General features: G+C 59.1%; 14 protein-coding genes and 2 pseudogenes. 13 read left to right on the top strand and 3 right to left on the bottom strand.

The genetic code is table 11. The features are described 5' to 3' along the window. Positions 1–156 precede the first annotated feature (156 nt). A complete protein-coding gene (locus tag HX801_RS11110; RefSeq protein WP_003209751.1) occupies positions 157–1383 on the top strand; it encodes an MFS transporter in 1227 nt (408 codons plus the stop codon). Between the two features lie 358 nt (positions 1384–1741). Further along, a complete protein-coding gene (locus HX801_RS11105; RefSeq protein WP_177022087.1) occupies positions 1742–2071 on the top strand; it encodes a DUF6124 family protein in 330 nt (109 codons plus the stop codon). A 217-nt stretch (positions 2072–2288) separates the two neighbouring features. Here the strand turns inward: HX801_RS11105 and HX801_RS11100 are convergent, their stop codons facing one another. Continuing rightward, positions 2289–3602: a phospholipase D family protein gene (locus HX801_RS11100; RefSeq protein ID WP_102605913.1), complete on the bottom strand. Its 1314-nt coding sequence runs from the start codon at positions 3600–3602 to the stop codon at positions 2289–2291. 316 nt (positions 3603–3918) lie between these two features. On the opposite strand from HX801_RS11100, the gene HX801_RS11095 reads away from it, so the two are divergent. The 9 genes and pseudogenes from HX801_RS11095 to HX801_RS11055 form a co-directional block, all read left to right on the top strand. Next, positions 3919–4908 (top strand): aldo/keto reductase, encoded by a 990-nt coding sequence (locus HX801_RS11095; RefSeq protein ID WP_177022086.1) that lies wholly within the window; start codon positions 3919–3921, stop codon positions 4906–4908. Next, positions 4905–5495 carry a flavodoxin gene (locus HX801_RS11090; protein WP_177022085.1) on the top strand — a complete coding sequence of 197 codons (591 nt, stop codon included), beginning with the start codon at positions 4905–4907 and terminating at the stop codon, positions 5493–5495. The genes HX801_RS11095 and HX801_RS11090 overlap by 4 nt, the downstream gene beginning before the upstream one ends. A gap of 24 nt (positions 5496–5519) precedes the next feature. After that, on the top strand, positions 5520–6512 hold the full coding sequence (locus HX801_RS11085; RefSeq protein WP_008432612.1) for an aldo/keto reductase: 993 nt from the start codon (positions 5520–5522) through the stop codon (positions 6510–6512). A gap of 62 nt (positions 6513–6574) precedes the next feature. Next, on the top strand, positions 6575–7042 hold the full coding sequence (locus HX801_RS11080) for a cupin domain-containing protein (RefSeq protein WP_008432610.1): 468 nt from the start codon (positions 6575–6577) through the stop codon (positions 7040–7042). A 228-nt stretch (positions 7043–7270) separates the two neighbouring features. Then, the gene (locus HX801_RS11075; RefSeq protein ID WP_177022084.1) at positions 7271–8044 is read left to right on the top strand and encodes a carboxymuconolactone decarboxylase family protein; all 774 of its coding nucleotides are present in this window, start codon (positions 7271–7273) and stop codon (positions 8042–8044) included. A 121-nt stretch (positions 8045–8165) separates the two neighbouring features. Next, complete coding sequence (locus tag HX801_RS11070) at positions 8166–9110, top strand: alpha/beta fold hydrolase (RefSeq protein ID WP_173406085.1); 945 nt, start codon at positions 8166–8168, stop codon at positions 9108–9110. 48 nt (positions 9111–9158) lie between these two features. Continuing rightward, on the top strand, positions 9159–10211 hold the full coding sequence (locus tag HX801_RS11065; RefSeq protein WP_008432604.1) for an alpha/beta hydrolase: 1053 nt from the start codon (positions 9159–9161) through the stop codon (positions 10209–10211). A gap of 81 nt (positions 10212–10292) precedes the next feature. Continuing rightward, on the top strand, positions 10293–11186 hold the full coding sequence (locus tag HX801_RS11060) for a LysR family transcriptional regulator (protein WP_003209726.1): 894 nt from the start codon (positions 10293–10295) through the stop codon (positions 11184–11186). A gap of 283 nt (positions 11187–11469) precedes the next feature. Further along, positions 11470–12267 (top strand): annotated as a pseudogene (locus HX801_RS11055) (methyl-accepting chemotaxis protein); the annotation flags it as partial. Positions 12268–12408: 141 nt separating this feature from the next. Here the strand turns inward: HX801_RS11055 and yiaY are convergent. Continuing rightward, a complete protein-coding gene (gene yiaY / locus HX801_RS11050; protein ID WP_102368759.1) occupies positions 12409–13557 on the bottom strand; it encodes an L-threonine dehydrogenase in 1149 nt (382 codons plus the stop codon). A gap of 329 nt (positions 13558–13886) precedes the next feature. On the opposite strand from yiaY, the pseudogene HX801_RS32015 reads away from it, so the two are divergent. Next, positions 13887–14015: pseudogene (locus HX801_RS32015) on the top strand (DUF6691 family protein); the annotation flags it as partial. Positions 14016–14062: 47 nt separating this feature from the next. After that, positions 14063–14839 (top strand): nucleotidyltransferase domain-containing protein, encoded by a 777-nt coding sequence (locus HX801_RS11045; RefSeq protein ID WP_177022083.1) that lies wholly within the window; start codon positions 14063–14065, stop codon positions 14837–14839. 225 nt (positions 14840–15064) lie between these two features. Here HX801_RS11045 and HX801_RS11040 read toward each other — a convergent pair whose 3' ends face one another. Beyond that, on the bottom strand, positions 15065–15364 hold the full coding sequence (locus HX801_RS11040; RefSeq protein WP_003212641.1) for a hypothetical protein: 300 nt from the start codon (positions 15362–15364) through the stop codon (positions 15065–15067). Between the last annotated feature and the right edge of the window lie 181 nt (positions 15365–15545).

Genomic DNA, 15545 nt, shown 5'->3' with positions numbered 1-15545 from the left:
AAGAGAACGCTCTACGCAGGCAGTCTTATCAACGAGACTGATGATTACTATCGAACCGGTCGCCTATTGGCTTACCAAAACCGATTCCTATAATCACCTCCACTTTTCCCCCTCCCGTCTGTCCGCAGGCGAAATCTCCTCCCGGAACCCAACACCATGCCAAGCGCAAGCCGGGCCCCTAGCGGCCTCCCCGAACATAACCAACAAACCGTCCTGCAGCAGTGGCTGGCGATACTCTCGGTTGCCGTGGGCGCCTTCGCCCTGGTCACCAGCGAATTCCTGCCAGTAGGCGTACTCAACGACGTCGCCGCCGATCTCGGCATCAGCGCCGGCCATGCCGGCCTAATGGTCACCCTGCCCGGCATCATGGCCGCCCTGGCCGCCCCGTTGCTGTCGGTGGGCATTGGCGCCATGGACCGTCGCTACCTGCTGATCGGCCTGACCCTGATCATGATCATCGCCAACATGGTGGTGGCCTACGCCAGCGACTTCAGCCTGCTGCTGTTCGGCCGCGTCCTGCTGGGCATCAGCATTGGCGGCTTCTGGGCCACGGCCATCGCCCTCAGCGGCCGCCTGGCGCCCAAGGGCGTGGGCGTAGCGAAGGCCACCTCGATCATCATGATGGGCGTGACCCTGGCCACCGTGCTCGGCGTACCCGTCGGCACCTGGCTGAGCGGCCTGATGGGCTGGCGCATGACCTTCCTCGTCACCGCACTGGTGGGCATACCGGTACTGCTGGCACAGATGTTCCTGCTGCCGCGCCTCGAACCGGAAAAAGCCATTCGCATCGCCGACCTGCCGGCCCTGTTCATCAACCCACAAGCACGGGTCGGCTTGATCGCCGTATTGCTGATCGGCCTTGCACACTTTGCCGCGTACACCTACGTCGCGCCGTTCTTCAAAAACAGCTCCGGCTTCGACGGCCCGACCATTGGCTCCCTGCTGCTGCTCTACGGCGTGGCCGGCGTAATGGGCAACGTCTTCGCCGGCTTCGCCGCCAACCGCAGCGTGCGCCACACCCTGCTGCTGGTCGCACTGATGATCGGCACCAGCACCGCCCTGTTCCCCTACTTCGCCACCGGCATGAGCGGCGCAGTAATGCTGATCGCCCTGTGGGGCTTTGCTTTCGGTGCCTTCCCGGCGTGCGCGAGTATCTGGATGTTTGTGGTTGCGCCCAAGGATGTGGAGCGTGGCATGCCGCTGTTCGTCGCGTTGTTCCAGGTGATCATTGCCGTGGGCTCGTTCTTTGGCGGGCAGATTGTCGACAAGATGGGGACGTCGGTGCTGTTGAGTTTGGCGACCGCGTTGGTGGGCGCCGGGTTTGTGACGGTGCTGGTGTTGGGGCGCAAGGTGAGTAATAGCTTGGCGGCTCAGCCTGCTTGAGAAAGGAAAACGGGACTGATGGATTTCAGTCCCGTGGCTTGAGGCAGTGAGCACGGCGCCTTGCTCCATTGCCTACAGTTGCGTCAGAATCCGCCGGCTTGTGCACCTGGGTTGGCGTCTCTAAGGTTGCTCGGTCGCTGAAAACTCAGTGATCGGGTTTAGTAGCCCGAGGTTAACTGCAAGTGCATAAGCAGCATCTATCAGACCTTCTTGTCTGTGCTTGATGGTGGCTGTGCGCAGGGCGTCTTCGGACGCGCCGGCTTTTGTAGTTTCCCCGGTCTACTAACCTGCGTACAGCCGCCACCCCATTTCGTTTAGTAGCGACGTGGTGACGGCCCAGCTCAGGAAAACTACTGATATGTTCAAGGTAACGCCGAATCCTCCGGGATCTCCCGATTTGAAACTCAACCAAGCCGCGCACCGTGCCTTGGATCACTATCTCAATCCCTCCTCCACCAAAACCACCCCGCCGTCGGGTGCGCTGTTCAGTGTGGCTGCTGATGCCAGCAGTGAAAGTCTGATTACCAATAGCTATGAAACCTTTGCCTCGGTCAGCGCGTTGCTGCTTGATCTGTCGGACGAGCTGAGCGGGAAAGACCGTGATGTGGCGTTGGCTATTCATCAACTCAGTGAGTTGGGGGTGCTGTTGATGGGTAAGTTGATGGATCGGGAGGTGCCGTCTAGCTGAAACCGGACGCTGTCCAGGCTACTCAACTAGCTCAATCGACTGATCGCCGAGGCGCTGTAGGCATCTACGGCGGCTCAGCGACGACGATGCCGCTTTAGTTGAGTAAGTCGCCGCTCATGCTGCGCTCAATAGCGGTTTCAGGCCATTTGCCGCCATTACGAAACGCCGTTTTCGACTCCAAACGGACACTCCACTGATGTCAGGCAGGTGTGGGATTTCAGCTTCTGGTGGTCGCGACAAGAATGGGCTTTGTACCGTTGCGCCCTTTAAAGACCATTGTCACATCGACCACCGTATCCATTCCCTCAAAAAACACATCCGCGTTGACCCCATCGAGCCGTTTCTTCAGAGGGGTAGTACTGGTGATGTGGCGGCTCAGTAGGCTTTCAAAGTCAGCCCTATTGCTATCAATCCACCTCTTCAGATCGGTTCTGAGCTGCTCGATTGGCTTGAGCTTTTTACCCGACGGCTTTCGCTTGGGTCCTAGCGTGTCGAGAACGCTGATCTCGTCGATTGAGTAGAGAACCGGGACCATGCACAGTTCGGTCCCGTTCTCGTTCTTCAAGATGGCAACAAGAGTCGTGTCGGAAGGCGCCCGAGCAAGATCTTTTGGGGTGACGGAGAGTGTCACATCCACCCGATCGAACGGTTTAGGCAGAATCCCACCAATGGTCATGCTTTGAGCGAATTTCGTGATTTGTTGGCTCGCAAGCCTTGCCCAGCCGACCTTCTGTTGATTGAGCACGCATAGGCAACGGCTCGACTTAATCATCCGGGGGAGCACGATGCCGTTCTTCCTGGTCCACTGGAGCAGGTCAACCTTCGCATCAAATTTCAGTCGTGCAGAGCCCTCAGATGGCTTTACTGTTCCGGTGTATTTCGTGCCGGAAGGTGCGCCAGACCGAACGGCAGCACCAATTGCAGCTAGGTTCTTAGCCTTTCGTGCAGCTCTCTCTTGTTCCTGCTGATCCCGAGCAACCTGGACTCGCTTGGCTTGGTAGGTATCGGCTTTACCCTGAATCTTGGACATCGCTTCGTTGAATTCTTCGAAAGCCTTTTTGGCTAAGCGAACATCCTTCTCCATCCGCAACACCCTGGCCCAGTCGATCAATTCCAGATCCGGGTCGTCAATCCAATCATTGACCACGCTCCGAACTCGCTCACAAGAATTGGCTTTACTGTTATCGAAACAAACACTCAACTCCTTATTTTTCGAGGCCCCCCTGAAGGTAAGGTTCTGGCTGCCAAGTGTGACGAAGTCAGCCTCGTCCATGATGACTTTCGCATGAAGGTCCTTCACCTCGTAAATCGTGCACTTGTTGATGAGCAACAGCTTGAAGGCAGCGATTGTTGACGCCATACAGACGAAGTCCCTTACCTCAAACCGTGTGTAAAACGTTGCTTGCTTGTTGGCCAAGAGCTTAAGCGTGCTGTTTTCTGTGATGTAGGGGGACAGCACTGTCAGAGGCGTGGTGGCTTCTCGGATCTGCCGATTCCATCGAGGAGCCAAATTGGTTCTGATGCGGATCATTCAACCGTCCCTGGTCTGCCTGGGCGCGAGGCGCGGGGTATATTGGAATCCCTCCAGTATACCGCCGGCGCAGCTGACCATCACAGGCTGTAACCTTGATCGGCAGAGAACAGCCAAAAGCGAACGATCAAGAGAGTGTCAGATTTTTTGTGTACGAGCGGTGATGGCCTACCGTGAGGCAAGCCTTCATTCGACAGTCGCCACCGCCCCTCTTCCGGGACTGATGAGCAAACCTCATGAAGCCTTGCCGATTTACCCGTCTAGTCCTCAGTCGTTAGCGCGCTTACTGTCTCCCCACGCCCAACGGGAGATCAACATGCACAAACGCACACTCGGCAACAGTTCACTCAAAGTATCCGCCCTCGGCCTCGGCTGCATGGGTCTGAGCCATGGCTATGGCCCGGCCACGGATACCGAGCAAGCCATCGCACTGATCCGCTCAGCCGTTGAACGAGGCGTCACGTTCTTCGATACCGCCGAATTCTACGGCCCCTATATCAATGAGCAAGTAGTCGGCGAGGCGCTGGCGCCAGTTCGCGACCAGGTTGTGATCGCTACAAAATTCGGCTTCGCCGTCGGCACCGACAATACAAAACAGGCTCTGGACAGCCGGCCCGAACGTATTCGAATAGCCGTCGAGGGTTCGTTGCGTCGACTGAAGACCGATTACATCGATTTGCTCTACCAACACCGCGTCGATCCGGACGTGCCGATTGAGGACGTTGCCGGGGCGGTGAAAGACCTGATTAGCGAAGGAAAGGTCAAGCACTTCGGCCTGTCGGAGGCAGGCGCGCAAACCATTCGTCGCGCCCATGCGGTACAGCCGGTCACGGCGCTGCAAAGCGAATACTCGCTGTGGTGGCGCGAGCCTGAGCTGGAAATCCTGCCGACCCTTTGGGAGCTGGGCATCGGCTTCGTACCGTTCAGTCCATTGGGTAAAGGCTTTCTCACCGGCACGGTGTCGGCCGATTCCACTTATGGCAGTGACGACTTCCGCAGCATCGTCCCGCGTTTCAGCCAGTCGGCGCTGCAGGCAAATCAGGGTCTGGTGGTGTTGATCCGTCAGATTGCTGCGCAGAAACAAGCGACACCGGCCCAGATCGCGCTGGCCTGGCTGCTCGCGCAGGCACCGTGGATTGTGCCGATTCCGGGCACGACCAAACTGCATCGCCTGGAAGAAAACCTCGGCGGCGCGAACATCACCCTCGACGCTGCCGAACTCAAGGCCATTGATACCGCGCTGGCGCAGATCCGCATCGAAGGCGAGCGCTATCCCGAGGCTCTCAAGGCGCGCGTCGGTCGATGAGTACCGATCACGATCCGCTGCGGCGCACGGTCATCGCCGCACTGGCCAGCGCCCCGCTGCTGTCGCTCGCCGACGCGCAAGGCGCCAGTGAAACACCGCGTTCGGGCTCGCGGATTCTGGTCGCGTATTTCTCGCGCTCGGGCAATACCCGCGTGGTCGCCGGGCTGATCCAGCGTGGACTGGGTGCCGATCTGTTCGAGATTCGCCCCGCCCACGCCTACCCCGAGGACTATCTGCAAACCGTGGAAAGGGCGCGCCAGGAACGTGACAGTGGCTTCGAACCCGAGCTGCAAAACACGGTTCACGCCCTCAGCGACTACGACACGATCTATCTCGGCTTTCCGATCTGGGGTGAAACCGCCCCGCCGATCGTGCGCGCATTCCTCAGCGCCCACGATCTGACCGGCAAGACCCTCATCCCCTTCAACACCCATGGTGGATATGGCCTGGGCAACAGCCGCCGTGTGCTGGTCAAGCATGCGCCGAAGGCCAAAGTGCTGGAAGGTTTTGTGATGGAGGGTGAGCAGGAGCGCAAGACCATGGAACGCGTGAACGGCTGGCTGAAAGATCACCCTCTCACGCACTAATCGAATTCTGTACGGAGTAACTCCATGAAAATCCGCACGTTGGGTAATGGCCTGGAAGTGTCCGCCTTGGGTCTTGGCTGCATGAGCATGACGTCGGCCTACGGGCCGGCAGCCGACCAAGCCAGCATGATCAAGCTGATTCGTTCGGCCCACGAGCAAGGCGTCACCTTGTTCGACACCGCCGAAGCGTATGGCCCGTTCGCCAATGAAGAGCTGCTGGGGGAGGCCTTGCAGCCGATCCGCGAGCAGGTCGTCATCGCCACCAAGTTCGGTTTCGATATCGACCTGATCACCGGCGCACGTGGCGGCGGCACCAACAGCCGCCCGGAGCATATACGCGCCGTGGCCGAAGCGGCGTTGAAGCGTCTGCGCACCGATTGCATCGACCTGTTTTATCAGCACCGCGTTGATCCCCAGGTGCCCATCGAAGACGTGGCCGGCACCGTCAAGGATCTGATCGCCGAGGGCAAGGTCAAGCATTTCGGCCTTTCTGAAGCGGGTGTGGAAACCATTCGCCGGGCCCACGCGGTGCAACCGGTCACGGCGGTGCAAAGCGAATATTCGCTGTTCTGGCGTGGCCCGGAGCTGGAACTGCTAGCCGTGCTGGAAGAACTGCGGATCGGCTTCGTACCGTTCAGCCCGCTGGGCGCCGGTTTCCTCACCGGTCAGATCGACGAGAACACGCAGTTCGACGCGAGCGATTTCCGCAATTTCGTCCCGCGCTTTTCCCCTGAAGCGCGCAGGGCCAATCTGGCGTTGGTCGATGTGGTGAAAGCCGTCGCGCAACGCAAACACGCCACGCCGGCGCAAGTGGCACTGGCCTGGTTGCTCGCACAGAAACCGTGGATTGTGCCGATACCGGGCACGACCAAACAGCATCGCCTGGAAGAAAACCTGGGCGCGGTCGAGCTGCAATTGAACGGCGACGATCTGCGCGTGATCAACGAACAGATGGCACAGATTCGGGTGCACGGCGAACGTCTGCCGGAGTCGGCACTGAAAATGACCGGACTCTGAGTCTGCCCGACGCGGCGCCATGTGCGGCGTCGCTTTTTCTGTCTGACCGGAGAACTCATCCGATGAACCGATTGATTGCGCCACTCGTTGCTTTGTCACTGATGGCGGCAGAGTCCCAGGCCGCCAGCGAAATCCGCGTTACGCCGAACGGATCCCAGCCTTCGATCAAGGGCGCAGCGGAAAACTTTACCGGCTCTGTACGCGTCGATGGCCTGTTCAAAGGTGAAGCGCCCGCGCGCATCGGTGGCGGCACGGTGACCTTCGAACCCGGCGCACGCACGGCGTGGCACACCCATCCGCTGGGACAAACGCTGATCGTCACTGCCGGCGTCGGCTATGTGCAGCAAGAGGGTGGCGCGCGTCAGGAGATCCATCCGGGCGACACTGTCTGGATTCCACCGAACACCCGTCACTGGCACGGCGCCACGGCCAGCAACGGCATGACCCACATCGCCATCGCTGAAGCCGAGGATGGCAAGACCGTCACCTGGGCGGAGCAGGTCTCGGAGGCGCAATACGCCGGCCAATAAAGTTACGGAATGTGTCGAAGCTGCTCGACCGGCACGTTCGCGGCGAACCGCCACGTAACCTCAATGCCCCGTAACAACCTGCCCGCACCGGGATTCCAGCGGTTATCGCACGTCGACTCATGAGTTCTGCTCATGAGTCCATGCGCTATTTCGGGGTTAATCGCCACAACCATCCTCCTTACGATCCAGCAACACCGCAGCGCCCCGCAATGGATGGAGCCCTTCACGATGATCACTGACACCCGCGACCGCACTGCCCTCCCCACACTCATGGCGCTCTGCCTGAGCGTCGGGGCGATGTTCAGCGTCACCACTCAAGCAGCCGAGGCTTCGCCCACCATGACCAGCACACCCGCCAGCGCAGCCCGCTTGTCGAGCCAGCAACAAGCCATTCCACTGATCGCGGCGTTCATGGCGACCAGCGACATGCCCAACCTCAACACGGCGCTCAACCAAGGGCTTGATGCCGGCCTGACCATTAGCGAAACCCGCGAAATCCTCGTGCAGCTCTACGCCTACGTCGGCTTCCCGCGCAGCCTCAACGCCTTGAATGAATTGATGACCGTGGTGCAGGCGCGCAAACAACGCGGCCTTGACGATGCGCCGGGGCGTGAGCCGAGCCGGGTGATACCGGTGGGGGATGAGCTATTGGCAGCGGGTACGGCGAATCAAACGAAAATCTCCGGCGCCCCGGTCAAAGGCCCGGTGTTCGAGTTCGCCCCAGTGATCAACCAGTTCCTGCAAACGCACCTGTTCGGCGACATCTTCGAGCGCGACAACCTCGACTGGCAAAGTCGCGAATTGGCGACTGTCGGAGCGCTGGCAGCGACGCCGGGGGTCGAGCCTCAGTTGCGCTCGCACATGGCGGCGAGCCTGCGCGTCGGGCTCAGCGCAGCACAGTTGCACCTAGTCACCGAACTGCTGAAAAAGCATGGCGATGCACAGACTGCCGAGCGGGCCAACGCAGCGCTGGTCCAAGCCCTCGCGGCGTCGAGGAAGTGACATGAGAACTGCAAAACGTCTGCTGAGCGTCATGCTGTTGAGCCTGTTGGCGGCCTGCGCGAACCACTCCGAAGGCCCGCTGCTGATCCAGAAACAAGGCAGCTTCGCCGCCGGCGGAACGATGACCACGGCACCGGGCACCTTCAACCCGCGCCAACCGATGACGCCCAACGGTCAGACCTACCACGGTGACCACGCCTACGCCTTCTATCAAATCCCGGTGGACGCGCGAAAACTGCCCATTGTCATGTGGCACGGCGCAGGTCAGTTTTCCAAGACCTGGGAAACCACCGCCGATGGTCGCGAGGGTTTTCAGAACATCTTTCTGCGCCGCCACTACGGCGTCTATCTGATCGATCAACCCCGGCGTGGTGATGCCGGGCGCAGCATGGTCGAGACTACCATCAAGCCTGTGCCGGACGAACAACTGTGGTTCAACCAGTTCCGTATCGGCCTTTGGCCCCGCTACTTCAACGGCGTGCAAGTGGCACAGGACGCCCAGACCCGCGAGCAGTTTTTCAGGGCTATGACACCGAACACCGGGCCGTTTGACATGGGCGTGGTCTCCGATGGTGTGTCGGCGCTGTTCGACAAAATCGGCCCCGGCATCCTGTTTACCCATTCTCAGGGCGGCGGGCCGGGCTGGTTGACGGCGATCAAGAACGACAAGGTCAAAGCCATCGTGGCGTTCGAACCGGGCAGCAGTTTCGTGTTTGCTGACGGTGAAGTGCCGGCGCCGATCCCCAGCGCGTTCGACACGGTGCAAGGCGCAGCGGTGCCGATGGAGCAATTCATGGCACTGACGCGCATTCCGATTCTGATCCTGTACGGCGACAACATCCCGGAACAGGCAGTCGATCTGCCCGCTCAGGACAGTTGGCGCGCACGCCTGAAAATGGCCCGGCTCTGGCGTGACGCGGTCAATCGCCATGGCGGTGATGTGCGACTGATACACCTGCCGGAGATTGGCATTCACGGCAATACCCATTTCCCCATGTCGGATCTGAACAACGTGCAGATCGCTGACCTGGTCGCGCAGTTCCTCAAAGAAAAACAGCTGGACTGACCCAAATACTTTCGCAACTGCCGTCCTTTTTTTGCTCAGGAGCTTCACGTGAAGAACACCCTCAAAGCCACGTTCATGTCGGCATTGGTCGGCCTCTCGGCAGGCGAAGCCTTGGCCGCCGACTACAAGAAGAACCCATTCACCCTCGCCTACGACGGCGCGATCACCCGCAACGAACCGGGCAGGGTCAACATCCACCCGGTCAGCTATAAGCTCAACGGTCTGGACATCGCCGCCAACGTCTACACGCCTGCCAACTACGACGCGAAGAAGACCTACCCGACCGTGGTGGTTGCGCATCCAAATGGCGGCGTAAAGGAGCAAGTCGCCGGTCTGTATGCCCAGCGCCTCGCCGAACAGGGCTACATCACCATCACGGCCGATGCGGCCTATCAGGGCGCCAGCGGTGGTCAGCCGCGCAGCATCGATAAACCGGCGTATCGCATCGAAGACATTCACGGCATGGCCGATTTCATCAGCCAGTTCGCTGGCGTGGATGACAATCGTCTGGGCCTGCTCGGCATTTGTGGCGGCGGTGGTTATTCGTTGGCGGCGGCGCAAACCGACAAACGCTTCAAATCCCTGGCAACGGTGAGCATGTTCAACTCGGGTCGAGTACGCCGCAACGGCTACAGCGACTCGCAACTGGACAGCATCCAGCAACGTTTGCAACAGGCATCAGCAGCCCGCGCGCAAGAAGCAGCGGGGGGCGCGGTGCTGTATACGGGGGATGCCAACCTCACCGATGAGCAGACTGCCAAACTGCCTTTCGAACTGTATCGCCAAGGCTATGAGTACTACTGGAAAACCCACGCGCACCCGAACTCGACCTTCAAATACACCACCAGCAGCCTTATTGACCTGATGCGTTTCGACGCCACCGACCATATCGAGTTGATCAATCAACCGTTGCTGATGATCGCCGGCAGCAAGGCCGACAGCCTGTACATGACTCAGGATGCGTTTCCCAAAGCCGCCGGCACCACCGACAAGGAAGTGTTCATCATCGATGGCGCCACCCACATTGAAACCTACTGGGTGCCGCGTTATGTCGATGCGGCGATCGGCAAACTGACGGATTTTTACGCACGCACCTTGTGATCAGCGCGCCAAGGGTCGCACATCCGTGCGCGACCTGCTTTCATGGAATAATCACGCGCTCCTCATGAGAGGTTCTCATCAATGTCCCGCCCCAATCTCAACGACCTGCAAGCCTTCGTGGTCATCACCCGCGAAGGCAGTTTTACCCGTGCTGCCGCGCAACTGGGCGTTTCGCAGTCAGCGCTGAGCCACACTCTGCGGGCACTGGAAACCCGGCTGGGCGTGCGCTTGCTGACGCGGACTACGCGCAGTGTTTCACCAACGGAGGCGGGCCAACGCCTGTATCAAGCGATGGCGCCGCGCTTTGAAGAAATTGAACTGGAACTGGCTGCCGTCAGCGAGTTTCGCGACACCCCCGCCGGCAATGTACGGATTCAGGCGTCCGAGCATGCGGCGAACAATATTCTCTGGCCGAAGCTGCTGAAGGTGCTGCCCGACTACCCGGACATCAAGGTCGAAATCACCGTCGATTACGCCCTCGCCGACATCGTCGCGCAGCGCTATGACGCTGGTGTTCGACTGGGTGACCAGGTGGCCAAGGACATGATCGCCGTGCCGATCGGGCCATCGTTACGCATCGCCGTTGTCGGCTCACCGCAGTATTTCCAGCAGCGGCCTTACCCGATGGAACCGAGAGATCTGGCGGCGCACAACTGCATCAACCTGCGCCTGCCGACTCACGGCAGCCTGATGCAATGGGATTTCGAAAAGGATGGCCACGAACTCAAGGCCCGCGTCGAAGGCCAATGGACATTCAACAGCAGCGTGCCCATTCTGCGTGCGGCCGTGGCGGGATGTGGCTTGGCTTTCCTGCCAGAGGACATGGTGGCGAAGGAGCTTGCCGACGGTAGCCTTGTGCGGGTGTTGGAAGATTGGTGCCAACCCTTTGCCGGTTACCATCTCTACTACCCCAATCGCCGTGAACATTCGTCAGCGTTTGGCGTTGTAGTTGAGGCGTTACTCTACAAGAGCTGAGTCATCGACCTTCAAGGCGTCTGAATTTTTCCCGCCCCCTCAAACCGTGAATGAGCAGATGATTTTGATCGACTGCGTCGGGCGCGACCGGCTGCAAGCCGATTGCTGACCCTCGTAACAAGCAGCTTCTGGCTTATCCCCCCTAAAGCCCCACCCAAAAACGCCGATAACCTCCTACCACCAATCACCACCCGCTCCCCCACACCCGATTCGCTCCCAGCATGCCCGTATGGCACGTCGCATGCTTGCCTCACCCCGGCCCGTCCACATGGAGTACGAGTGAATGCCTGCCCAAGCCCGTTTCATCGAGCACTACCGCAAAGCCGACCGCATCATGCTCGCCCTGATCTGGCTGATGACCCTCTTCTCCCTCGGCCTGGCGTTCTGGCACGACACGCTGCTTCAAGCGCTCTTCATAGGCGGCGGCACCAGCGTGGTGCTGACCCTGGCCTATCGCGTCATCGGCGGCACCCGCCTGATGCGTTGCGCCCTTGGCGTCGGCCTGATGGTCATGGCGGCGTTGCACATCAACCAGGCCCAGGGTGTCATCGAATCGCACTTCGGTATCTTCGCGCTGCTGGCGGTGCTGACGTTCTACCGCGACTGGCTGCCTATCCTGGTGGCCGCTGTCACCATCGCGGTACACCACGTGGTGTTTCATGCCTTGCAGCACCAGGGTTTCCCGGTGTTTGTGATGGAGCATCACGGCGGCTGGAGCATGATTTTCGTCCACGCGTTCTACGTGGTGATGGAGACGGTCGCCCTGCTCTACCTCGCGGTGCACAGCCAGACAGAAGCGCTAGAAAGCCAGGAAATGCTCGAAAAAATGCTCGCCGTCACCACGCAGTTCAGCGGTGAGGCCGTCAAGGGCAGTCCGGAAAAAGTGCATGTCTCCCTTGCCACCCGTTTCGATCACTTTCTGACCCAGATCACCGGCCTGATCGACGGCGTCGCCCGTGACTCTCACGGCCTCGGCCAACTCGGCCAGGAGCTGGCTCACGCCAGCGGCACCCTGGAAAAAGGCGCGCGCCACCAACTGGCGGAAATCGCCCAGATGACCGGTTCCATGCAGCGCATGGACTAATGGCCGACAGTAGCCGCTCATGACAGACCACTTCCAGCCAAGCCATTGAGCCACTTCGACCCTATCGATGAGTAAAACCAAAACACCCCGCACTTCAACCAAAGGCGGGGTGTTCTCTCTTACCTCACTTCACATCAATCACATCGCCGTGTGAAAAATCTGCTCAATCTCATCCTGATTGGCAGGACGCGGATTGGTAAAACCGCAGGCATCTTTCATGGCATTGGCTGCCAGGGTCGGAATATCGTCAGCCTTTACACCCAGCTCAACGAGCCCGCTCGGAATCCCCACATCCGCAGACAGTTTACGGATGGCCGTGATAGCCGCCGCAGCACCCTTCTCCGCATCCAGTTGCTGAGTCTCAACCCCCATTGCATGGGCAATATCCTTAAACCGGGCCGGGCACACGCTGGCGTTGAAGCTCGACACATGGGGCAGCAGGATCGCATTGCACACGCCGTGAGGCAGGTCGTAGAACCCGCCCAGTTGGTGCGCCATGGCATGTACATAACCCAGCGAAGCATTGTTGAAGGCCATGCCGGCAAGGAATTGCGCGTAGGCCATGTTTTCCCGGGCGGTCATGTTGTCACCCTGGGCAACGGCGGTGCGCAGGTTGGCCGAGATCAATTCGATGGCTTTGAGTGCACAGGCATCGGTGATCGGCGTGGCCGCCGTCGACACGTAGGCTTCGACGGCGTGGGTCAGTGCGTCCATGCCGGTGGCGGCGGTCAGGCCCTTGGGCATGGCGGCCATCAGCGAGGGGTCGTTGACGGATAACAGGGGGGTGACGTTGCGGTCGACGATGGCCATTTTCACGTGGCGGACTTCGTCGGTGATGATGCAGAAACGCGTCATTTCACTCGCCGTGCCGGCGGTGGTGTTGATGGCGATCAGTGGCATTTGTGGTTTGGCGGATTGGTCGACGCCTTCGTAGTCGCTGATGTGCCCACCGTTGGCGGCGCACAGGGCAATGCCCTTGGCGCAGTCATGGGGGGAACCGCCGCCCAGGGAAATAATGAAATCACAGTCGCTGCGGGCCAGCAATTCAAGGCCCTTTTCCACGTTGCTGACGGTCGGATTCGGTTTGGCGCCGTCAAACAGGGTGGAGTCGATATCTTGCTGGGCCAGCAGGCCGGCGACCTTGGCCGCCACGCCGGCTTTGGCCAGGCCGGCATCGGTGACGATCAAGGCTTTGCGGAACCCGTACTTGCGGATTGCGAGCATCGCCTCGTCGAGGCTGCCAATGCCCATCATGTTCACGGAAGGAATGAAGAAGGTGCTACTCATGATAAATCCTCTTTTTATTATGGAGACACGGGAGTCAGTGAGGTTTTCTACTCATCTCGCAGGTGATGCGGCGCGCCTTGTTGTCATCGTTGACGATCACAAAGCTGAGCCTAAACCTATGGCGTCAGACCGAAATGGTCCTTTAGCGGGCATTGACACCTCCTTTAGTACTGGAAGCAGGGCTTCACCCATTCCATGGGGGGCGGCAGCAAAATCTGACTTGCGCAGACCCCGACCCGCACGGATGGTTATGATGGTTCGCTGATCAACAGCCCTCACCCACTCTCCTGTGCAGGAACTGATCGGGCTGTCCGTCAGCGTGTTTGTTCTCGGGTATCTGCCCTGGGCCTGCGGTCGCCCTTCTGTTTACCGGGCACTGGCAAATTCTCATCTTCGTAGTGGCGATGCTGGCGGGTATGCATGTGTTTTCCAGCCTGGAAGGCCGGCGCACGTCTTGATGGGGTTTGACCCCGATTTTTACTGAACGCAACTCAAGGACGGCTTCATGGAACAACTCCAACCTCGTGGCACTGATGCGGACGGTTATATCCTCACCGTGTCCAACGTCGAGACGCAGCCACAGTTTCAGGCTTTGCTGACGGACGTTTGCATGACGCTCGCGCGGCCGGAACCTTTGCTGGACGGGATTTATCTTTATGGCAGTGTCGCGAGAGGCGACGCCGTGCCGGGGGTTTCTGACCTTGACCTAACCCTTATTCTGCACAGCCCACCTACGTCGCAGGATCTGGAAATGCTGGAGTCGAAAAGGCGCACGCTGGAAAGTCGGCATGCCGAAGTCACCAAGATCGATTTCGATATCGGTAGTCGTGCTGAAGTATTGGCACCTGACAATCGATTGAGCTGGGGGTATTGGCTCAAGCATCACTGTCGTTGCTTATGGGGCGATGATCTGACCCAACGCTTCGACCGGTTCAAGCCGTCGCGCGATATCGCCATTGCCGTGAATGGTGACTTTGAATCCGTGCTGACCCGGTATGCCGACCTTATCGACCAGGCGACCACACCGACGCAATCGCTACGCTTGCAGCGAGAAGCTTCGCGCAAACTCATCCGGTCAACTCAAGTGCTTCGCTCTGAACAGGACCTGATGTGGCCGCAAACACTGGAAGAGCTTGTCGAGCAGTTTGTTCAGCATTACCCGAGTATGAGAATGCAGATCTCTTTTTTCTTGTCCCAGGCAAGAAACCCGGATGCCAAGCCAAAGAAATTTACGACTCAGCTCCATGATTTTTTGACCTGGATGGCTACACAAACCGGTTGAGTCCATAACGCGCCTATGAAATCAGGGGCGATTCATGTACCTACAGACGGGTTATCACGCATGCCATTACCGCGAAATTCGATATCCATAACCTGTTGGCTGCTCCGTGGTGTTACTGAATTGAGTGAGTCATCCTAAGCGGCCCTGGATCATCATCGGAAGATACGCTTCCAAGCGACAACAGGCTTTGGATCAACTTCCGCTGAATGACCGATACTCCTCTTCTTATTGATGAGTATCAGCCTCCTCTGCGGGATAAAACTCGCCCTCCTTCCCCATTTTTTTCAGCCGTTCGCGCACAATTACCTCGACGCTGGCTACGGCGGTTTGATCGTCAGGGTTGACCAACTGCAAGCACAGGCGTTGGACATTCTGATCGTGGGTGCCCTCGCTCATCATCTCGTGGGTGAAGACCTGTTCGCCACGCCATAGGCATAGCTGGGTATGCGTCCCGCCAAGCCATATTTCGTTGATTGATCCAAGGTCGGTGGTCTCTAGTTGATCGACGGTGATTGTCTTATCCATTGCGCTGTACCTTACCCATGAGTAGATACAGGTAGACTTGCCGGCATAGCGGGTCGTTCCACGCGTTGGCAGTTCAACCGGGCTAATGGTGGTTAAGCACGCCCCGGTTAGAACCAGGACAATTGACGATTGAAGGCGGACAGTACGAGCCGAGAAGGGCCATCACATGACTGATCCTGCT

The sequence above is a fragment of the Pseudomonas sp. G1002 genome, from assembly GCF_013385455.1.
Classification (GTDB): Bacteria; Pseudomonadota; Gammaproteobacteria; order Pseudomonadales; family Pseudomonadaceae; genus Aquipseudomonas.
The sequence above is the reverse complement of the archived record's forward strand: the minus strand, read 5'-3'. Positions and strand labels throughout refer to the sequence as shown.